Annotated in this window: 19 protein-coding genes and 1 pseudogene; 17 read left to right on the top strand and 3 right to left on the bottom strand. The window is 70.6% G+C overall.

Annotation, left to right across the window (positions count from 1 at the left end; all coding sequences use genetic code 11):
* Window positions 1-147: 147 nt before the first annotated feature.
* A complete protein-coding gene (locus ACFVH5_RS38655; RefSeq protein WP_385838376.1) occupies window positions 148-747 on the bottom strand; it encodes a histidine kinase in 600 nt (199 codons plus the stop codon).
* Window positions 748-789: 42 nt separating this feature from the next.
* Window positions 790-1,362: pseudogene (locus tag ACFVH5_RS38650) on the bottom strand (ABC transporter ATP-binding protein); the annotation flags it as partial.
* A gap of 139 nt (window positions 1,363-1,501) precedes the next feature.
* Between ACFVH5_RS38650 and ACFVH5_RS38645 the strand changes: the two are divergent.
* The 3 genes from ACFVH5_RS38645 to rpsD all read left to right on the top strand — a co-directional run bounded on the left by ACFVH5_RS38645 (window position 1,502) and on the right by rpsD (window position 4,558).
* Window positions 1,502-2,140: a vitamin K epoxide reductase family protein gene (locus tag ACFVH5_RS38645; protein WP_384815382.1), complete on the top strand. Its 639-nt coding sequence runs from the start codon at window positions 1,502-1,504 to the stop codon at window positions 2,138-2,140.
* A 104-nt stretch (window positions 2,141-2,244) separates the two neighbouring features.
* The gene (locus tag ACFVH5_RS38640; protein ID WP_384815380.1) at window positions 2,245-3,600 is read left to right on the top strand and encodes a replication-associated recombination protein A; all 1,356 of its coding nucleotides are present in this window, start codon (window positions 2,245-2,247) and stop codon (window positions 3,598-3,600) included.
* A gap of 343 nt (window positions 3,601-3,943) precedes the next feature.
* The gene (gene rpsD, locus ACFVH5_RS38635) at window positions 3,944-4,558 is read left to right on the top strand and encodes a 30S ribosomal protein S4 (RefSeq protein ID WP_107019683.1); all 615 of its coding nucleotides are present in this window, start codon (window positions 3,944-3,946) and stop codon (window positions 4,556-4,558) included.
* 45 nt (window positions 4,559-4,603) lie between these two features.
* On the opposite strand, the gene ACFVH5_RS38630 is transcribed toward rpsD, so the two are convergent.
* Window positions 4,604-6,790, bottom strand: a complete 2,187-nt coding sequence (locus tag ACFVH5_RS38630; protein WP_385838373.1) for an ATP-binding protein — start codon at window positions 6,788-6,790, stop codon at window positions 4,604-4,606.
* A gap of 160 nt (window positions 6,791-6,950) precedes the next feature.
* On the opposite strand from ACFVH5_RS38630, the gene ACFVH5_RS38625 reads away from it, so the two are divergent.
* The 14 genes from ACFVH5_RS38625 (at window position 6,951) to nusB (ending at window position 20,552) form a co-directional block, all read left to right on the top strand.
* Window positions 6,951-7,385 (top strand): DUF948 domain-containing protein, encoded by a 435-nt coding sequence (locus ACFVH5_RS38625; protein ID WP_107019681.1) that lies wholly within the window; start codon window positions 6,951-6,953, stop codon window positions 7,383-7,385.
* A gap of 7 nt (window positions 7,386-7,392) precedes the next feature.
* Window positions 7,393-7,761 carry a DUF6167 family protein gene (locus ACFVH5_RS38620; protein WP_385838372.1) on the top strand — a complete coding sequence of 123 codons (369 nt, stop codon included), beginning with the start codon at window positions 7,393-7,395 and terminating at the stop codon, window positions 7,759-7,761.
* The gene (gene alaS, locus ACFVH5_RS38615) at window positions 7,761-10,433 is read left to right on the top strand and encodes an alanine--tRNA ligase (RefSeq protein WP_385838371.1); all 2,673 of its coding nucleotides are present in this window, start codon (window positions 7,761-7,763) and stop codon (window positions 10,431-10,433) included. The genes ACFVH5_RS38620 and alaS overlap by 1 nt, the downstream gene beginning before the upstream one ends.
* Window positions 10,434-10,450: 17 nt before the next feature.
* Window positions 10,451-10,915, top strand: a complete 465-nt coding sequence (gene ruvX, locus ACFVH5_RS38610) for a Holliday junction resolvase RuvX (protein ID WP_385838375.1) — start codon at window positions 10,451-10,453, stop codon at window positions 10,913-10,915.
* Window positions 10,916-11,032: 117 nt separating this feature from the next.
* Window positions 11,033-12,868, top strand: coding sequence for an endolytic transglycosylase MltG (mltG, locus tag ACFVH5_RS38605; protein WP_385838370.1), 1,836 nt, complete (start codon window positions 11,033-11,035; stop codon window positions 12,866-12,868).
* A complete protein-coding gene (locus ACFVH5_RS38600; protein ID WP_385838369.1) occupies window positions 12,846-13,709 on the top strand; it encodes a shikimate dehydrogenase in 864 nt (287 codons plus the stop codon). The genes mltG and ACFVH5_RS38600 overlap by 23 nt, the downstream gene beginning before the upstream one ends.
* Before the next feature lie 62 nt (window positions 13,710-13,771).
* A complete protein-coding gene (locus ACFVH5_RS38595; protein WP_385838367.1) occupies window positions 13,772-14,041 on the top strand; it encodes a hypothetical protein in 270 nt (89 codons plus the stop codon).
* A gap of 191 nt (window positions 14,042-14,232) precedes the next feature.
* Window positions 14,233-15,417 carry a chorismate synthase gene (aroC, locus tag ACFVH5_RS38590; RefSeq protein ID WP_107019675.1) on the top strand — a complete coding sequence of 395 codons (1,185 nt, stop codon included), beginning with the start codon at window positions 14,233-14,235 and terminating at the stop codon, window positions 15,415-15,417.
* Entirely contained in the window at window positions 15,414-15,929 is a 516-nt protein-coding gene (locus ACFVH5_RS38585) for a shikimate kinase (protein WP_385838366.1), read from the top strand. The genes aroC and ACFVH5_RS38585 overlap by 4 nt, the downstream gene beginning before the upstream one ends.
* Window positions 15,926-17,017: a 3-dehydroquinate synthase gene (gene aroB / locus ACFVH5_RS38580; protein WP_385838365.1), complete on the top strand. Its 1,092-nt coding sequence runs from the start codon at window positions 15,926-15,928 to the stop codon at window positions 17,015-17,017. The genes ACFVH5_RS38585 and aroB overlap by 4 nt, the downstream gene beginning before the upstream one ends.
* Before the next feature lie 166 nt (window positions 17,018-17,183).
* A complete protein-coding gene (locus tag ACFVH5_RS38575) occupies window positions 17,184-18,110 on the top strand; it encodes a Pro-rich N-terminal domain-containing protein (RefSeq protein WP_385838364.1) in 927 nt (308 codons plus the stop codon).
* A 215-nt stretch (window positions 18,111-18,325) separates the two neighbouring features.
* Window positions 18,326-19,444: an aminopeptidase P family protein gene (locus ACFVH5_RS38570; RefSeq protein ID WP_385838363.1), complete on the top strand. Its 1,119-nt coding sequence runs from the start codon at window positions 18,326-18,328 to the stop codon at window positions 19,442-19,444.
* A 104-nt stretch (window positions 19,445-19,548) separates the two neighbouring features.
* Entirely contained in the window at window positions 19,549-20,115 is a 567-nt protein-coding gene (gene efp / locus ACFVH5_RS38565) for an elongation factor P (RefSeq protein WP_384815359.1), read from the top strand.
* A 2-nt stretch (window positions 20,116-20,117) separates the two neighbouring features.
* Window positions 20,118-20,552: a transcription antitermination factor NusB gene (gene nusB, locus ACFVH5_RS38560; RefSeq protein WP_384815356.1), complete on the top strand. Its 435-nt coding sequence runs from the start codon at window positions 20,118-20,120 to the stop codon at window positions 20,550-20,552.
* The last annotated feature ends 133 nt before the right edge of the window (window positions 20,553-20,685 follow it).

Here is a 20,685-nt window from a genome sequence, read left to right as displayed (position 1 = left end):
CCCCTACCCGTTCCCGTCACTGTGTCCTCAAACGCCGGACGGGCTGAAAACCAGCCCGTCCGGCGTTTGAGGACAAGGGGGCGAGGGGGCACAGCCCCCATGTGTGGACGGGAACGGGTAAGGGCGGCGGGGGCGAGGAAAGGTCACTCAAGCAAGCCGAAACGCGTCGCGCCAGTGACCGCCGCCGTCCGGTCGTCGACCCCCAGCTTGACGACCTCCGTCGCGGCGGGCAGCGCGCACGGGACCGGACACGGTCACCGACGCCCCGTCGAGGTCGGCGGGCGTACCGCCGGCGACCAGGGCCCGCGCCTCGGCGAGGTTCTGGCGTGCGGTGCCCTCCATCAGGGCCAGATGTCGGCGGGCCTTCACCACGTCGCAGCGGTCCAGCTCCGCCTCGACCGCCTGCGTGAGCATCAGCAGACTCGTGAAGCCCTGCGCGAGCGTGTCGTGGATATCCCGGGAGAGGCGCTCCCGCTCGGCCAGCGCGCCGTGCGCGGCCGAGAGCCGTGAGAGCTCGTGGCGGCTGGCGTCCAGCCCGGCGATCAGCGTGGCCCGGTCCTGGCTCTGCTCGACGACCCGGATGATCCAGGTGCCGACGGCCGCCGAGAAGACGAGGGTGACCACGGCGAACACCGAGTTGAAGAACACGGCGTGGTCGCTGGGCCACCACAGCAGCGCCCGGCCCACCACCGGCGCGAGGTTGACGACGACGCCCGCGGCCAGGGCCCGGCGCAGGCACAGCGCCATGAAGCAGGGCGGGACGAGCGCGAAGGCCATCAGCCGGGTCTCGCTCAGCAGGATCGTGGTGCCCTCGTCCGCGAGCCTGCGGATCAGCTCCCAGAACTGCCGCCGGGCCGCCGGGTCGAAACCGGTCGTGGGCTCGTCCAGGAGCAGCAGGTCGGGATCGCCGATCACCCCGAGCGCAACGTCGAGCCGGCGCCGCTGCCCGCCCGAGAGCGCCTTGATCCGGCTGCCCGTCTTCTGCTCCAGGCCCACCAGGCCGATGACCTCTTCCGGGTCGCGCGGCTCCGGGTAGTGGCGCGCGAAATGACGGACCGTTTCGCCCACCGTCAACTCGGGGGGCGCGGATTCGTCCTGCCAGACGATGCCGACCCGGGATCGCCACGCGCGCGTGGCGATCACCGGATCGGTGCCGAGCACCGAGACCTCGCCCGCGTCGCGGGAACGGTTGCCCTGAAGGACCTCCACCGTGGTGCTCTTGCCCGCGCCGTCGGGTCCGAGCAGGCCGAACACCTCGCCCTGCCGGATGCCGAGATCGATGCCGTCGACGGCGGTGAGGTCGCCGTACTGCTTGCACAGCCCCCGTACGTCGACCGCGAGTTCGTTCGCGTGTGCTGTCATGCGAACGAGCGTCCCGCCGAAGCGAGCGTTCCGGGACGACCGCACGTACTTCCTTATGTCCATCGAACGGTGGACACACGCGCGTGTGCGGCACAATGACCGTGCCCGGAAGGTCCTCTCAAGCTACGGAAACGGCGTGATGAGCAAGACGACAGTCAGGGAAGGCGTCTCCACCGATCAGGGAGCCGCGGGAGTCCCACGGACCGTGGGCGGCGGGCGTTTCCTCGCCCTGCTGCTGATGGTCACGGGCGCGGCCGGGCTGCTGGCCTCCTGGGTCATCACCATCGACAAGTTCAAGCTGCTGGAGGACCCGAACTTCACGCCGGGCTGCAGCCTGAACCCGGTCGTCTCCTGCGGCAACATCATGAAGAGCGACCAGGCCTCCGTCTTCGGGTTCCCCAACCCGATGATGGGTCTCGTGGCGTACGGCATCGTGATCGCCGTCGGCGTGAGCCTGCTGGGGCGGGCGACCTACCCGCGCTGGTACTGGCTGACCTTCAACGCGGGCACGCTGTTCGGGGTCGGGTTCGTGACCTGGCTGCAGTACCAGTCGCTGTACAACATCAACTCGCTCTGCCTGTGGTGCTGTCTCGCCTGGGTCGCGACGATCATCATGTTCTGGGCCGTGACCTCGCACAACGTCCGCAACGGGCTGCTGCCCGCGCCCGGCTGGCTGAAGGGGTTCCTCGACGAGTTCGCCTGGGTGCTGCCGGTCCTGCACATCGGGATCATCGGCATGCTGATCCTGACGCGCTGGTGGGACTTCTGGACCAGCTGACGCGACCGGCGGTGTGACCGGCGGAACCCTTGCGGGAACCGGCGGAACCCTTGCGGGGCAAGGACCCGGCCGCGTTGTCAGTGGCGTGACATAGGGTTTTGGACGTGGAGCCCGACCTGTTTACCGCCGCAGCCGAAGAACGCCAGGAGAAGGACCCCTCGGGGAGCCCCCTGGCCGTCCGGATGCGCCCGCGCACCCTCGACGAGGTCGAGGGGCAGCAGCATCTGCTGAAGCCGGGCTCGCCCCTGCGCAGACTCGTCGGCGAGGGCGGCGGCGGCCCGGCCGGGCCCTCCTCGGTGATCCTCTGGGGCCCGCCCGGCACCGGCAAGACGACCCTGGCGTACGTGGTCTCCAAGGCGACGAACAAGCGCTTCGTGGAGCTCTCCGCGATCACCGCGGGCGTCAAGGAGGTCCGCGCGGTCATCGAGGGCGCCCGCCGGGCCACCGGGGGGTACGGCAAGGAGACCGTCCTCTTCCTCGACGAGATCCACCGCTTCAGCAAGGCCCAGCAGGACTCCCTGCTCCCGGCCGTGGAGAACCGCTGGGTGACGCTGATCGCGGCGACCACGGAGAACCCGTACTTCTCGATCATCTCCCCGCTGCTGTCCCGCTCGCTGCTCCTCACCCTCGAACCGCTCACGGACGACGATCTGCGCGGGCTGCTGCGCCGGGCGCTCACCGACGAGCGCGGCCTCAAGGGGGCCCTCACCCTCCCCGAGGAGAGCGAGGAGCACCTTCTGCGGATCGCCGGCGGTGACGCACGGCGCGCCCTCACGGCCCTGGAGGCCGCCGCCGGGGCCGCACTCGACAAGAAGGACGCCGAGATCTCCCTCCAGACCCTGGAGGAGACCGTCGACCGGGCCGCGGTGAAGTACGACCGCGACGGCGACCAGCACTACGACGTGGCCAGCGCCCTGATCAAGTCGATCAGGGGCTCGGACGTCGACGCGGCACTGCACTACCTGGCCCGGATGATCGAGGCCGGCGAGGACCCCCGCTTCATCGCCCGTCGGCTGATGATCTCCGCCAGCGAGGACATCGGCCTCGCCGATCCGAACGCCCTGCCCACGGCGGTCGCCGCCGCCCAGGCCGTCGCCATGATCGGCTTCCCCGAGGCCGCCCTCACCCTCAGCCACGCCACCATCGCCCTCGCCCTGGCCCCGAAGTCGAACGCCGCGACGACGGCGATCGGCGCCGCCATGGAGGACGTGCGCAAGGGCCACGCCGGTCCCGTGCCGATGCACCTGCGGGACGGGCACTACAAGGGCGCGGCCAAGCTCGGCCACGCGCAGGGGTACGTGTATCCGCACGACCTCCCCGAAGGCATCGCCGCCCAGCAGTACGCGCCCGAGGAACTGAAGGACCGGGAGTACTACACCCCGACCCGGCACGGAGCCGAGGCGCGCTACGCGGACGCGGTGGAGTGGACCAGGAAACACCTCGGTCGAGGGCGGTCCTGATCACCCTGTAGACTCTCCGCAGCGCTGCGTCCCGTGTCCGTCCTCCTTCAACGAGGAAGTCGGCACCACCAGAACGGGACATGCAGCCGGAGCCCCCACCCCCGGGTGAGGAATCCAGGAGCGTCGCGCACCGTCGAAGGTGTCGCGGGCAGCCCATCACCCTCTCGGAGTTCTCCGGGAACCGGTCGGTGGGCCACTCGCGTGCTGCACATGTGCCCAGCTCAGGGAGCGGCTGCCCAACAGGTCCGTGAAGGACCCGAAGGGTTTCCCTGGCTGCGGATGCGACCTCCCCTAACCACTGGTGAAGCCGTATTCGCATCAGAAATCACGAGGTGTTTGGTTCATGACGAACCAGTCCCGCCCCAAGGTCAAGAAGTCGCGTGCCCTCGGCATCGCGCTGACCCCGAAGGCCGTCAAGTACTTCGAGGCCCGCCCGTACCCGCCCGGCGAGCACGGCCGTGGCCGCAAGCAGAACTCGGACTACAAGGTCCGTCTGCTGGAGAAGCAGCGTCTGCGCGCGCAGTACGACGTGTCCGAGCGTCAGCTCGTCCGCGCCTACGAGCGTGCCGCCAAGACGCAGGGCAAGACCGGTGAGGCCCTGGTCATCGAGCTGGAGCGTCGTCTCGACGCCCTGGTTCTGCGTTCGGGCATCGCCCGCACGATCTACCAGGCCCGCCAGATGGTCGTGCACGGCCACATCGAGGTCAACGGCGGCAAGGTCGACAAGCCGTCGTTCCGCGTCAAGCCCGACGACGTCGTGATGGTCCGCGAGCGCAGCCGCAGCAAGACGCTGTTCGAGGTCGCCCGTGCCGGTGGGTTCGCCCCCGACGGTGAGACCCCGCGCTACCTCCAGGTGAACCTCGGCGCCCTGGCGTTCCGCCTGGACCGCGAGCCGAACCGCAAGGAGATCCCGGTGATCTGCGACGAGCAGCTCGTCGTCGAGTACTACGCCCGCTGATCAGGCGTACACAGCACCACCGGCCTCGCGCCCGCTCGTAGAGCGTCAGCCCGTCGTCTCCCCACCCTTGCGGGTGGGCGAGGCGGCGGGTTCTCTCATGTCCGGGGGTGCCGTGATGCCACGCGGCGCGGCCGAGGCGCCGAGCGCCTCCGGCCGGGTGCGGCCCAGCGCCCGGCCCACCGCCGCCTGCCGGCCCAGCCGCGCCCCGGTCCGTACGCACTCCTCGTACCGTTCGTCGCCCAGCCGCTCCCGGGCCATGGCCTCGCACTGCTCGTGCGGGGCGTTGTAGTGGGCCGAGCCGAACAGGGGCAGGCCCACCGACGGCCACATCCGGGAGGCGGAACCCTGGAGCACCGCCGCCTCGGCCGCGTCGCCCTCCGCCACGGTGACCAGCGCGAGCAGCTCCACCGTCAGGACCGTGCCGAGCAGGTCGTGGAAGGCATGGGTGATGTCCAGGCACTCCGTCAGCAGCCGCCGGGCGCCCACCGGATCACCCTCGGCCCAGGCCGCGTACGCCAGCACGTACAGCGCGTACGCCAGCGACCAGCGCTCCCCGTGGTCCACGCAGACCCGGCGCACCTCCTCGCACAGGCGTACCGCGTCCGGCAGTTTGCCCTGGAAGGCCAGCGCCATCGCCAGCTCCACCTGCGCCATCAGGACGTTGCTGTTCAGCTCACCGATCTCGTGATAGCGGTCGAGCGCCGAGCGCAGCAGGGTCTGCGCGCGGGGCATGTCGTCGGTGACCAGGGCCAGACAGCCGGTGCGGTGCTCGGCGTAGGCCAGCGCGGTCCGGTTCCCGGCGAGTTCCGCCGTCCGACGGCACTCGCCGAGCGCGGCGAACGCGGGCACGGTGTCGCCCTGGAGGATCGCCACATAGCCCAGCACCCACAGCGCCTTCAGCCGCGAACTCTCGTGCTCGGTGTCCAGGTCCAGACTGCGTTCCAGCCAGTGCCGCCCCTCCGACAGCCGCCCGCAGCCCACCCAGTAGAACCAGAGGGTCCCCGCGAGGTACTGGCCCAGATGCCCGTCGTCCGGCTCGCTCAGACAGTGCTCCAGGGCGCGGCGCAGATTCGGCAGCTCCGCCTCCACCCGCGCGGCCACCTCGTGCTGCCGGGGCGAGAACCAGTCCAGCTCGCCCCAGGTCGCCAGCCCCATGAACCAGTCCCGGTGCCGCCGCCGCAGCCGCGCCCCGTCGTCGGTGGCCTCCAGCCAGTCCGCGCCGTACGCCCGGACCGTGTCCAGCATCCGGTAGCGCACGCCCGCAGGCGTCTCCTCGCGGGTGATGACCGACTGGGCCAGCAGCTCGTGGAGCACGTCGAGGATGTTGTCGGGATGCAGCCCGCCGCCCCCGCACACGTACTCCACGGACTCCAGGTCGAACTGCCCGGCGAACACCGACAGTCGCGCCCACATCAGCCGCTCCTGCGGCGTGCACAGTTCGTGGCTCCAGCCGATCGTCGTACGCAGCGCCTGATGGCGCGGCAGCGTGTCGCGCCCCCCACCCGTGAGCAGCCGGAAACGGTCGTCGAGCCGGACCAGCAGCTGCGCGGGGGAGAGGGCCCGCAGCCGTCCCGCGGCCAGTTCCACGGCGAGCGGGACCCCGTCCAGCCGCCGGCAGATCTCGTGGACGTCCGTGCGGTTGCCGTCGTGCAGCGCGAAACCCGGTGTGCCGGCGGCGGCACGGTCCGCGAACAGCTCGGCCGCCTCCGCCTCGGTCAGCGGCGCCAGCGGGAACACCTGTTCGCCCTCCACCGCGAGCGGCCGGCGCCCCACGGCGAGCACCCGCAGACCCGCCGCCCGCCGCAGCAGCTCACCGACCAGCGACGCGCACGCGTCGACCAGATGCTCGAACCCGTCGAGCACGAGCAGGAGGCGCCGCTGCGCGAGATGGTCGAGCAGGACCTGGCGCGGCGGCCGCGAGGTGTGATCCGTCAGCCCCAGCGCCTCCACGACCGCGTACGCGACGAGTTCCGGCTCGCGCAGCTCGGCCAGCTCCACCCGCCACACCCCGTCGTCCGGCCGGAGCCGGGCCGCCGCGCGCGCCGCCAGCCGTGACTTGCCGACCCCGCCGGGGCCCGTCACCGTCACCAGCCGCGCCGCGCCGAGCGCCGCGTCCAGTCGCGTCAGCTCGGCCGCCCGGCCCACGAACGCGTTGAGCTCCAGGGGCAGATTGCCGGCCCGGTGACCGCCCGCCCCCGCGCCGGAGGGCTGAGAACCCTGAGAAGACCGCATGGGCAACGGAGCGTACTCATCCATGAGCACTCCGTACAATCGCTTCGCGCGAGGACTGTTGCGACGGGCGGTAATCCGGTACGGAGCCGCGGCCCCGGCGCGATAGGGTCGGAGGACGACTTTTCGATGGTGAGGCACGAGTTCAGGGAGCGGGTGCGCAGTGTCCGGTGGTGAGGTGGCCGGGATCCTGGTGGCCGTCTTCTGGGCGATCCTGGTCTCCTTCCTCGCGGTGGCACTCGCGAGGCTGGCCCAGACGCTCAGGGCGACCACCAAGCTCGTCGCGGACGTGACCGAACAGACGGTCCCGCTCCTCGCGGACGCCTCCGCGGCCGTGCGCTCCGCGCAGACCCAGATCGAGCGGGTCGACGCCATCGCCGCGGACGTCCAGGAGGTCACGTCGAACGCGTCGGCGCTCTCCTCGACCGTCGCCTCGACCTTCGGCGGCCCGCTGGTGAAGGTGGCGGCGTTCGGCTACGGCGTGCGCCGGGCCATGGGCGGCCGTCGCGAGGACGAGCCCGCCAAGCCCACGCGACGCACCGTGATCGTGGGCCGCACCGTCCCGTCGGCGCGACGGGGAAAGCGGAAGAAGGACTGACGCAGCGATGTTCCGCCGTACGTTCTGGTTCACCGCGGGCGCAGCCGCCGGCGTGTGGGCCACCACCAAGGTCAACCGCAAGATCAAGCAGCTGACGCCCGAGAGCCTCGCGGCGCAGGCCGCGAACAAGGCGATCGAGGCGGGCCACCGCGTCAAGGACTTCGCCCTCGACGTCCGGGCCGGCATGGTCCAGCGCGAGGCGGAACTCGGCGAGGCGCTCGGGCTCAACACCGATCCCGAACTGGCCGCCCCGCGCCGCGTCGCCGCACTGGAGAGCGGCGAGGACCCGCAGCGCGGCGGGAACCCGAAGTACAGCAAGAACCCGACGTACGTCGAGAGGTCGACGTACTCGTACAACCGGAATGAGGACCACTGATGGAGTCGGCCGAGATTCGTCGCCGCTGGTTGAGCTTCTTCGAGGAGCGCGGGCACACCGTCGTCCCTTCGGCGTCGCTCATCGCGGACGACCCGACTCTGCTCCTGGTCCCGGCCGGCATGGTCCCCTTCAAGCCGTACTTCCTCGGTGAGGTCAAGCCCCCCTTCGCCCGCGCCACCAGCGTCCAGAAGTGCGTCCGTACGCCGGACATCGAAGAGGTCGGCAAGACCACCCGGCACGGCACGTTCTTCCAGATGTGCGGCAACTTCTCCTTCGGCGACTACTTCAAGGAAGGCGCCATCAAGTACGCCTGGGAGCTGCTGACCAGCCCCCAGGACAAGGGCGGTTACGGCCTGGAGCCGGAGAAGCTCTGGATCACCGTGTACCTGGAGGACGACGAGGCCGAGCGCATCTGGCACGAGGTCGTCGGCGTCCCCAAGGAGCGCATCCAGCGGCTGGGCAAGAAGGACAACTACTGGTCCATGGGCGTCCCGGGTCCCTGCGGCCCGTGTTCCGAGATCAACTACGACCGCGGCCCCGAGTTCGGTGCCGAGGGCGGCCCCGCCGTCAACGACGAGCGGTACGTGGAGATCTGGAACCTCGTCTTCATGCAGTACGAGCGCGGCGAGGGCACCTCGAAGGAGGACTTCGAGATCCTCGGCGACCTGCCGAGCCAGAACATCGACACCGGCCTCGGCCTCGAACGCCTCGCCATGATCCTGCAGGGCGTGCAGAACCTGTACGAGATCGACACCTCCATGGCCGTCATCAGGAAGGCCACCGAGCTGACCGGTGTCGAGTACGGCGCCGCCCACGGCTCCGACGTCTCCCTGCGCGTGGTCACCGACCACATGCGGACGTCCGTGATGCTCATCGGCGACGGCGTCTCCCCGGGCAACGAGGGCCGCGGCTACGTGCTGCGCCGCATCATGCGCCGCGCCATCCGCAACATGCGGCTGCTCGGCGCCACCGGCCCGGTCGTCCAGGACCTCGTCGACGTCGTCATCGACATGATGGGCCGGCAGTACCCGGAGCTGGTTTCCGACCGCAAGCGCATCGAGACCGTCGCCCTCGCCGAGGAGGCCGCCTTCCTCAAGGCGCTGAAGGGCGGCACCAACATCCTCGACACCGCCGTCACGGAGACCAAGGCCTCCGGCGGCACGGTCCTGTCCGGCGACAAGGCCTTCCTGCTCCACGACACCTGGGGCTTCCCGATCGACCTCACCCTGGAGATGGCCTCCGAACAGGGCCTGTCCGTGGACGAGGACGGCTTCCGGCGCCTGATGAAGGAGCAGCGGGAGCGCGCCAAGGCCGACGCCAAGGCCAAGAAGACCGGGCACGCCGACATGGGCGCCTACCGCGAGATCGCCGACGCCGCCGGTGAGACCGACTTCATCGGCTACACCAGCACCGAGGGCGAGTCCACGGTCGTCGGCATCCTCGTCGACGGCGCGTCCTCGCCCGCCGCCACCGAGGGCGACGAGGTCGAGATCGTCCTCGACCGCACCCCGTTCTACGCCGAGGGCGGCGGCCAGATCGGCGACACCGGCCGCATCAGGATCGACACCGGTGCCGTGATCGAGGTCCGCGACTGCCAGAAGCCCGTCCCCGGGGTGTACGTCCACAAGGGCGTCGTCCAGGTCGGCGAGGTGACCGTGGGCGCCAAGGCCCAGGCCGTCATCGACGTGCGCCGCCGCACGGCCATCGCCCGCGCCCACTCGGCCACGCACCTCACCCACCAGGCCCTGCGCGACGCCCTCGGCCCGACGGCCGCCCAGGCCGGTTCCGAGAACCAGCCCGGCCGTTTCCGCTTCGACTTCGGCTCCCCGTCCGCCGTGCCCACGGCCGTGATGACGGACGTCGAGCAGAAGATCAACGAGGTGCTCACCCGCGACCTCGACGTGCACGCCGAGATCCTCAGCATCGACGAGGCCAAGAAGCAGGGCGCCATCGCCGAGTTCGGCGAGAAGTACGGCGAGCGCGTGCGCGTCGTGACCATCGGCGACTTCTCCAAGGAGCTGTGCGGCGGCACACACGTGCACAACACCGCCCAGCTCGGCCTGGTCAAGCTGCTCGGCGAGTCGTCGATCGGTTCGGGCGTACGCCGTATCGAGGCCCTGGTGGGAGTCGACGCCTACAACTTCCTCGCCCGCGAGCACACGGTCGTCGCCCAGCTCCAGGAGCTGATCAAGGGCCGTCCGGAGGAGCTGCCGGAGAAGGTCTCGGCCATGCTCGGCAAGCTGAAGGACGCCGAGAAGGAGATCGAGAAGTTCCGCGCGGAGAAGGTCCTCCAGGCCGCCGCCGGTCTCGCCGGGTCGGCCAAGGACGTCCAGGGCATCGCCCTGGTCACCGGCCAGGTCCCGGACGGCACGAGCGCCGACGACCTGCGCAAGCTGGTCCTCGACGTACGTGGCCGCATCCAGGGCGGACGGGCCGTGGTGGTCGCCCTGTTCACCACCGTCAACGGCAAACCGCTGACGGTCATCGCCACCAACGAGGCCGCCCGCGAGCGTGGCCTCAAGGCCGGTGAACTGGTGCGCACGGCCGCCAAGACCCTCGGTGGCGGCGGTGGCGGCAAGCCCGACGTGGCCCAGGGCGGCGGCCAGAACCCGGCCGCCATCGGTGAGGCCGCCGACGCCGTCGAGCGGCTTGTGGCCGAGACCGCCAAGTGAGCGACGGCGAGCGGGTCATGCGCCGCGGCCGGCGGCTCGCCATCGATGTCGGGGACGCCCGGATCGGGGTCGCCTCCTGCGACCCCGACGGGATCCTCGCCACGCCGGTGGAGACCGTGCCGGGACGTGACGTCCCGGCCGCCCACCGGCGGCTGCGGCAACTCGTCGAGGAGTACGAGCCGATCGAGGTCGTCGTCGGTCTCCCTCGCTCCCTCAAGGGGGGCGAGGGCCCGGCCGCCGTGAAGGTCCGCGCGTTCGCACAGGAACTCGCACACGCGATCGCACCCGTGTCGGTGCGCCTCGTGGACGAGAGGATGACCACAGTGACGGCCAGTCAGGGACTGCGCGCCTCGGGCGTGAAGTCCAAGAAGGGCAGATCGGTCATCGACCAGGTCGCAGCCGTGATCATCCTCCAGCAGGCACTGGAGTCCGAACGGGTGTCAGGTACATCTCCGGGCGAGGGCGTCGAAGTGGTCATCTGATCGCGGTACGGTAACGTTCCGCGCGATGCGGTGGTGTTCGAATAGCTTCCGCACAGGAGAAGAGGCGACGGAAGCCCAGCCACCGCGCGACCACCGCCTCGCGGCTCTAGGGGATCGATGACTGAGTATGGCCGGGGCCCAGGCTCCGAACCGTGGCATCCCGAGGACCCGTTGTACGGGGACGGCGGATGGGGAGGACAGGAGGCCCACGCGGCCCAGTCCCCCTACGGCGGCCAGCCGCAGCACTATCCGGAGCAGCCGCAGCAGCCGCAGTACGGCGACTGGGGCACGGGTCAGCAGGCCGACTACGACCAGGCGCAGCAGCAGTACGCCCAGGGACAGCAGCAGCACTACGTCCAGGGGCAGCAGCAGTACGACGGTCAGTCTCCGCAGCAGTACAACGGCCAGGGTGGGCAGGGCTACCACAACCAGGGTGGCGGGCAGTACGACCCGAACGGTCAGCAGTACGACCAGAACGGCCAGCCGTACAACGGCGGGGGCTGGGACGCGGGCCCGCAGTACCAGCAACAGCAGCAGCAACAGGTCCCGTACGGCGGGGACCCGAACGATCCATACGGCGGCCAGGCCGTGGCGTACGACGGCCGGCAGCCCGACTACTACGGGACCCCCGACGCCTATCCGCCGCCGGAGCCGCCGAGCCGCCGCCGCGCCGAACCGGAACCCCAGGCGGAACCGGAACCGGAATCCAAGCGCACCGACTGGGACCCAGGTCCGGACCAGGGCGAGCACGCGTTCTTCGCGGGCGGTGACGACGACGAGGACGACTCCGACGACGACCCGCAGAACCGGCGGCGCGGCAAAGGCGGTAAGGGCGGCAAAGGCGGTAAGGGGAGCAAGGGCAAAGGCGAGAAGAAGAGCAAGAACGGCTGCGCCTGCCTGGTGGTCTCCCTCGTCCTCCTCTCGGTGGGCGGTGGCATCACCTATTTCGGCTACCAGTTCTATCAGAGTCGTTTCGGTTCGGCCCCCGATTACGCGGGAGAGGGAACCGGCGGTCAGGTGACCGTCGTGATTCCCAAGGGCGCCTTCGGATCGGTGATCGGCCAGAAACTGAAGGCGGCCGGAGTCGTCAAGAGCGTGGACGCCTTCGTGGCGGCCCAGGCGCAGAACGAGAACGGCGACAAGATCCAGGCGGGTTCCTATCTGCTGAAGAAGCAGATGTCCGCAGAAAGCGCTGTCGCGCTGATGCTCGACCCCAAGAGCCAGAACAACCTGGTCGTCAGGGAAGGGCAGCGCAACGTCACGGTGTACGAGGCGATCGACAAGCAGCTCGATCTCTCCAAGGGCACCACCGCCGAGATCGCCAAGAAGAAGTACAAGAGCCTCGGCCTGCCGGACTGGGCGAACGACGACAGCGACATCAAGGACCCGCTGGAAGGATTCCTCTATCCGGCGACCTATCCCGCCGACAAGAACATGAAGCCCGAGACCGTCCTGAAGGACATGGTCGCGCAGGCCAACAAGGAGTACGCCAAGTACGACCTGGAGGCGAAGGCCAAGGACCTCGGACTTGAGGACCCGCTGCAGGTCGTCACGGTCGCCAGCCTCGTCCAGGCCGAGGGCATCACGCACGACGACTTCAAGAAGATGGCGTCCGTCGTCTACAACCGGCTGAAGCCGACCAACGACGTCACCAACCAGAAGCTCGAATTCGACTCGACGTACAACTACCTCAAGGGCCAGAGCAAGATCGATATCTCGGTCGCCGAGATCCGGAACTACGACGACCCGTACAACACGTACTTCTACAAGGGTCTTCCGCCCGGACCGATCGGGAATCCCGGTGACGAGGCGCTGCGGGCGGCGCTTGAGCCCGACGGCGGTGCGTGGATGTTCTTCATCTCCATCGACGGCAAGAAGACGGACTTCACCAAGACCCTGGCCGAGCACGAGAAGTTGGTTCAGAAATTCAATGAGCGGCGCAACAAGGACTGACGGGGACCGGCGGTGCCGAGCCGCCGTTCTCGGTTCCCCGATCGGCCATTCCCTTTCCCCTGTGCTGCACCGCGCCGCGTACGAGGAACTGGGTCTGCACGACTGGTCGTACGACCGTTTCGAGATCGACGAGGCGGCGCTGCCCGGATTCATCGGGAAACTCGGTCCAGAATGGGCCGGACTCTCGCTGACGATGCCGCTCAAGCGGGCGATCATTCCGCTGCTCGACGAGATCAGTGGGACGGCGGCCTCCGTCGAGGCCGTGAACACGGTGGTGTGCACCGAGGACGGCCGCCGCGTCGGCGACAACACCGACATCCCCGGGATCGTCGCCGCCCTGCGCGAGCGGGGCATCGAACAAGTGGAATCCGCGGCGATCCTCGGCGCGGGCGCCACCGCCTCCTCCGCGCTGGCCGCGCTCGCCCGTGTCTGCACAGGCGAGGTCGTCGCGTACGTCCGCAGCGAGGCGCGTGCCGCCGAGATGCGGCAGTGGGGCGAGCGGCTCGGCATCGAGGTGCGGACGGCCCACTGGTCGGACGCCGAACAGGCGCTGCGCGCGCCCCTGGTGATCGCCACCACCCCGGCGGGCACCACCGACGCCCTCGCCCCGTCCGTCCCCGAACGGCCCACCACCCTCTTCGACGTCCTGTACGACCCCTGGCCGACCGACCTCGCGGCCCGCTGGTCCGCCTACGGAGGCGCCGTCGTCAGCGGGCTCGACCTGCTTGTACACCAGGCCGTGCTGCAGGTCGAGCAGATGACGGGCCTGGCTCCCGCCCCGGTCGACGCCATGCGGACGGCGGGGGAGAAGTCGCTCGCGGCCCGCCAGGACGGCCGCTAGGATCCGGCTTCCGATTCCGCGGGGGCGGGGTCGGGGGCACCGGAAAACCGGGGGACGGATCCATGTATGTGACAGAGGCTTCCTGGAAGTCAGAGGTGTTCCAGTCCGTGGTGGGCTTCCTGCCGGACTGGGCACAGGGCACCGCGCTGGGGGTCTTCGTGCTCGCCGTCGTGACGCCCTGGGCCCTCAGGATGAAGCGCAAACTCGCGTACCACCGGGCGGTGCGCGCCGGGCGCCCCATCCCCGAGTCGGCGCGCTTCGCCCAGGGCCGCGGCGCCGACCACCTGGGCTCGTACGCCCCACTGCCCCGGCGGGACGACCCCGCGGCGTGACGCGTACCGGCACCACGACGTGAGCGGGGCGCGTCCGCCAGATGGACCTGGGGCCGGGCGCAGGGCGCGGACGTGGGAGGATCGGAGGCGGCGGGCCAGGGCCGCGCACCCGGTCGCGCCGTCGCCGTACGCGAGGACGCGTGTACGCAGGAGCAGTACGCAGTACCAGGGCGCGAGCATGAGGAGCACCGTTGAGCAGGTTGCGCTGGCTGACCGCCGGGGAGTCCCACGGTCCGGCACTTGTGGCGACGCTGGAGGGTCTTCCCGCCGGCGTGCCGATCACCACGGAGATGGTGGCGGACCACCTGGCCCGGCGGCGCCTGGGCTATGGGCGCGGCGCGCGGATGAAGTTCGAGCGCGACGAGGTCACCTTCCTGGGCGGTGTCCGGCACGGACTCACCCTCGGCTCGCCGGTCGCCGTGATGGTCGGCAACACCGAGTGGCCCAAGTGGGAACAGGTCATGGCGGCCGACCCCGTCGACCCGCAGATCCTCGCCGAGCTGGCCCGCAACGCCCCGCTGACCCGGCCGAGGCCCGGCCACGCCGACCTCGCCGGGATGCAGAAGTACGGCTTCGACGAGGCACGGCCGATCCTGGAGCGGGCCTCCGCACGGGAGACCGCGGCGCGGGTGGCCCTGGGCGCGGTGGCGCGTTCGTACCTCAAGGAGACCGCCGGCATCGAGGTCGTCTCGCACGTCGTGGAGCTGGCGGCGGCGAAGGCCCCGTACGGCGTCTACCCGACCCCCAACGACGTCGAGAAGCTGGACGCGGACCCGGTGCGCTGCCTGGACGCGGACGCCTCGAAGGCGATGGTCGCGGAGATCGACCAGGCCCACAAGGACGGCGACACGCTCGGCGGCGTCGTCGAGGTGCTGGCGTACGGGGTGCCGGTGGGCCTCGGTTCGCACGTGCACTGGGACCGGCGCCTCGACGCCCGGCTGGCGGCGGCGCTGATGGGCATCCAGGCGATCAAGGGCGTGGAGGTCGGGGACGGCTTCGACCTCGCGCGTGTGCCCGGTTCCAAGGCGCACGACGAGATCGTCCAGACCGACGAGGGCATCCGGCGCACCTCGGGCCGCTCCGGCGGTACCGAGGGCGGGCTGACCACGGGCGAACTGCTGCGCGTACGGGCGGCGATGAAGCCCATCGCCACGGTGCCGCGGGCCCTGGCGACCATCGACGTGGCGACCGGCGAGGCCACCAAGGCGCACCACCAGCGCTCGGACGTGTGCGCGGTGCCCGCGGCCGGGATCGTCGCCGAGGCGATGGTCGCGCTGGTCCTGGCGGACGCGGTGGCGGAGAAGTTCGGCGGCGACAGCGTGCCGGAGACCCGGCGCAATGTGCAGTCGTACCTGAAGAACCTGGTCGTGCGGTGACCGGCCCCAGGATCGTGCTGGTCGGCCCCATGGGCGTCGGCAAGTCCACGGTCGGAGCGCTGCTCGCGGAACGGCTCGGCTGCCGCTTCCGGGACACGGACGAGGACATCGTGGCCGAGCAGGGCCGCACCATCGCGGACATCTTCGTGGAGGAGGGCGAATCGGCCTTCCGCGCCCTGGAGAAGCAGGCCGTGAGGCGGGCGCTCGCCGGACACGAGGGCGTACTGGCCCTGGGCGGCGGCTCCATCCTCGACGAGGACACCCGGGCGCTGCTCGCCGGACAGCCCGTCGTGTACCTCTCCATGGACGTCGAGGAGGCCGTGCAGCGCACCGGCCTGAACGCGGCCAGGCCGCTGCTCGCGGTCAACCCGCGCCGGCAGTGGCGCGAACTCATGGACGCCCGCCGCCCGTTGTACGCGGGGGTCGCGAGCGCCGTGGTGACCACCGACGGCCGTACCCCCGAAGAGGTCACCCGAGCGGTCCTCGACGCACTGGAGTTGAAGGAAGCATGAACGAGGCAGTGACGCGGATCCACGTCGGCGGTACGGCGGGCAGCGAGCCGTACGAGGTCCTGGTCGGCCGCCAACTCCTCGGTGAGCTGGGTCAGTTGGTGGGGGAGAGGGCCAAGCGGGTTGCTGTCATCCACCCCGAGGCGCTCGCCGAGACCGGGGAGGCGCTCCGCGCGGACCTCGCCGAGCAGGGCTTCGAGGCCGTCGCCATCCAGGTGCCCAACGCGGAGGAGGCCAAGACCGCCGAGGTCGCCGCGTACTGCTGGAAGGCGCTCGGACAGTCCGGCTTCACCCGCACCGACGTGATCATCGGCGTCGGCGGCGGGTCCACCACCGACCTGGCGGGCTTCGTCGCGGCGACCTGGCTGCGCGGGGTGCGCTGGATCGCCATCCCCACCACCGTGCTGGCCATGGTGGACGCGGCGGTCGGCGGCAAGACGGGCATCAACACCGCCGAGGGCAAGAACCTCGTCGGCGCCTTCTACCCGCCCGTCGGCGTGCTGTGCGACCTCGCCGCGCTCGAATCCCTGCCGGTCCACGACTTCGTGTCCGGGCTCGCCGAGATCATCAAGGCCGGCTTCATCGCCGACCCGGAGATCCTCGCCCTCATCGAGGCCGACCCGCAGGGCGCCCGCACGCCCGCCGGGCCGCACACCGCCGAGCTGATCGAACGCTCCATCCGGGTCAAGGCCGAGGTCGTCTCGTCCGACCTCAGGGAGTCCGGGCTGCGCGAGATCCTCAACTACGGGCACACCCTCGCCCACGCCATCGAGAAGAACGAGCGCTACGAGTGGCGGCACGGCGCCGCGGTCTCGGTCGGCATGCACTTCGCCGCCGAACTGGGCCGTCTCGCGGGCCGCCTCGACGACGTCACCGCGGACCGGCACCGCACGATCCTGGAATCCGTCGGGCTGCCGCTGACCTACCGCTACGACCAGTGGCCCAAGCTCCTGGAGAACATGAAGGTCGACAAGAAGTCCCGCGGCGACCTCCTGCGCTTCATCGTCCTCGACGGACTGGCCAAGCCGACCATCCTGGAGGGCCCCGACCCGGCGGTCCTCCTCGCCGCGTACGGCGAAGTGGGCGTATAGCTCCCCCGGGGCGGCACTTGCACCGATTCGCCTGTGCGGACGGGCACTTCGGGCCGTTCCCGGCCGTTCACCAAACGGCGGCCGGGGACGGTACCGTTCGGTAGGCGAGCGGGGCAGGTGCCCCGCTGCCAGCGCCCATTGCCTGTACGAGACGGAGTGGCACCGGATGCAGCACGCAGTGGGGTCTCCGCTGCCGCCGCCCCATCAGCCGGGGCACGGACCGGCCGCCGGCTGGTCGGGGGCCGCACCACACCCGGGACCGCACCACCCCGGTCCGCACGCCGGTGTCCCCGCGGGTCCGCCGCCGGGCTTCGCCGGAGCGCAGCCGGGGCCCGCGGCCCCGCACCCGCCGGGCCTTCCCCACCCGCAGGGCCCTCCGCATCCGCCGGGCCACCCGCCTGCGCCGCAGCACGCGGTCCCGCACCACGCTCCCGTACCGCCCACGCCGGACACCACGGGCCACGTCCAGCTGCCGCCGGGCGGTCCCGTGCCGATGCCGAGCGCGCCGCCCGCGACCGGTGTCCCCGACCCGACGTCCACGACGCTCGCGGTGCTGCTCATCGGGCCCGCGGGCGCGGGCAAGACCAGCGTCGCCAAGTACTGGGCGGACCACCGCAGGGTGCCCACGGCGCACATCAGCCTGGACGACGTCCGCGAGTGGGTGCGCTCGGGCTTCGCCGACCCGCAGTCGGGGTGGAACGACATGTCGGAGGCGCAGTACCGGCTCGCCCGCCGCACCTGTGGCTTCTCGGCCCGCAACTTCCTGGCCAACAATATCTCGTGCATCCTCGACGACGCGGTCTTCCCCGACCGGCCCGTGGTGGGCCTCGGCGGCTGGAAGCGGCACGTCGGGCCCGGGCTGCTCCCGGTCGTCCTCCTGCCGGGCCTGGAGATAGTCCTGGAGCGCAACGCGGAACGCTCCGGGAACCGCCGCCTCACCGACGAGGAGGTGGCCCGTATCCACGGCCGGATGGCCGGCTGGTACGGCTCGGGCCTCCCCATCATCGACAACTCCCAACTCGACGTCCCCCAAACGGCCCGAGTCCTGGACGAGGTCCTCTCCCGCTCGATCGCAAGCCCACCCCAGTGGTAGCCCACACCTGAAGCACCCCAAGCCGGCCGTCCTCGGGGGCGCCCCGAAGGGGCGCGGGGAACGGCGCATTTTCAGGGGCGCGGGGAACTGCGCGACAAGCCCCCACAGCCCCGCACCCGGCACGCAACCCCCAGCCCCACCCCCTACCCCGCCCGGCCCGCCCACTCGGCCCCCTCAAACCGGCACAATCCGAGCGAAGCTCCTACGCTCGGAACATGCCAGAGGTGTACGAGACCCGCCGAGCCCGCCTACGTGAACGCTGCAACGCAAGCGGCAGCGCCTCCGCGCTGGTCACCCGCCCGGCCAACGTCCGCTACCTCACAGGCGTGGCCCCGCCCGGCGCGGTCCTCCTGCTGGGCAGGACCGAGGACCTGCTCGTGCACGGCACCGCACCCGGCACGGCACCCGGCACCGCCGCCGCGGACGGCCGCCCGGACGAGGCCCTGCGGATCCACACGCTGCCGAGCCCCGGCGGCGACCCCGCCGTCGCCGCCGCGGACCTCGCCGTCGCTCAGGGCGCCGACTCCCTCGCCGTCGAGGAGCACCACCTCACCGTGACCCGCCACCGGGCGATCGGTTCCGTGGCGCCCGCCCTGCGCCTCGCGGACGTCGGCGGAGCCGTCGAACAGCTGCGGGTGATCAAGGACGAGGAGGAGATCTCCTGTCTGCGCATCGGCGCGGAGATCGCCGACCAGGCCCTGGGTGAACTCCTGGAGTCGATCCTCATCGGCCGCACCGAACGGCACCTGGCGCTGGAACTGGAGCGCCGCCTCGTCGACCACGGCGCCGACGGGCCCGCCTTCAGGACGTCGGTGGGCACGGGCCCGCACTCCGGGCGGCGCGGGCACCGGCCGACCGACCGCCGGGTCGAGGAGGGGGATTTCCTCTCCGTCTGCCTCGGGGCGACCTACCACGGATACCGCTGCGAGATCGGCCGCACGTTCGTCATCGGCACCTCTCCCGCGGACTGGCAGATCGAGCTGTACGACCTCGTCTTCGCATCCCAGAGGGCCGGCCGCGAGGCCCTGGTGCCCGGCGCCGCCTACCGTGACGTGGACCGCGCGGCCCGCCAGGTACTGGACTCCGCGGGGCGCACGGAGGGCCTTCCGGAGTCGACCGGACACGGTGTGGGGCTCGAAATCGACGAGGAGCCGCAGTTGGCCCCCGAAGCCATGGGTAAACTGGACGCTTGCGTGCCGGTCACCGTCGAACCGGGGGTCCACCTTCCGGGCCGGGGCGGTGTCAGGATCGATGACACGCTCGTCGTGCGCCCTGAGGCGGACGGCGGACCCGAGCTACTCACCATCACGACCAAGGAACTGCTCGCGCTCTAGTCTCGCAAGCCGCACAAGCCTCGACCGTATCGAGTGCTTCGACCGCTTCGAGCCGTGCGCGTGTTACCTGGGTCGTCCACGTCAGTCCAGGAGATTCCGCAACCGTGGCTTCCACGAACGACCTCAAGAACGGCCTGGTGCTCAAGCTCGACGGGGGCCAGCTCTGGTCCGTCGTCGAGTTCCAGCACGTCAAGCCCGGCAAGGGCCCCGCCTTCGTGCGCACCAAGCTGAAGAACGTGCTTTCCGGCAAGGTCGTCGACAAGACGTTCAACGCCGGCGTCAAGGTCGAGACGGCCACTGTCGACAAGCGCGACATGCAGTTCTCGTACATGGACGGCGAGTACTTCGTCTTCATGGACATGCAGACCTACGACCAGCTCATGGTCGACCGCAAGGCCGTCGGCGACGCCGCCAACTTCCTGATCGAGGGCTTCACCGCCACCGTGGCGCAGCACGAGGGCGAGGTGCTCTTCGTCGAGCTGCCGGCCGCCGTCGAGCTCGTCGTCGCGGAGACCGAGCCGGGCGTGCAGGGCGACCGTTCCACGGGCGGCACCAAGCCCGCCACCCTGGAGACCGGTCACCAGATCAACGTCCCGCTCTTCATCACCACCGGTGAGAAGATCAAGGTCGACACCCGCACGAGCGACTACCTCGGCCGGGTGAACAGCTAACCGTGGCTGCCCGCAATACGGCCCGCAAGCGCGCCTTCCAGATCCTCTTCGAGGGTGACCAGCGAGACGTCGACGTCCAGACGGTCCTCGCGGACTGGATCAGGCACTCCAGGACCGACACCAGGCAGCCGCCCGTGAGCGAGTTCACGATGGTCCTGGTCGAGGGCTACGCGGACCACGCGCGCCGCATCGACGAGCTGATCTCGCAGTACGCCGTCGACTGGACGCTCGACAGGATGCCGGTCGTCGACCGCAACATCCTGCGTCTCGGCGCGTACGAACTTATCTGGGTGGACGAGACCCCGGACGCGGTCGTGCTCGACGAGGCGGTGCAGTTGGCCAAGGAGTTCTCCACGGACGACTCGCCCGCGTTCGTGAACGGACTGCTGGGCCGGTTCAAGGAACTCAAGTCCTCCTTGCGCCGGGACGAGTCCTGAACGATCCGCTCCGCACGGTTCGATGTGATGTGCGGGCCGGTGGGGGCTGATCGCGCCCACGCGGCGGAGCCGCAGAGTGTCATGGCCCCGCGCCCCTTGGTACGCCGGAGGGCCCGCAGCATCATGCTGCGGC

The organism is Streptomyces sp. NPDC127119, from assembly GCF_042677425.1.
Lineage (GTDB): Bacteria > Actinomycetota > Actinomycetes > Streptomycetales > Streptomycetaceae > Streptomyces.
This window is presented reverse-complemented; position numbering and strand designations above follow the sequence as displayed.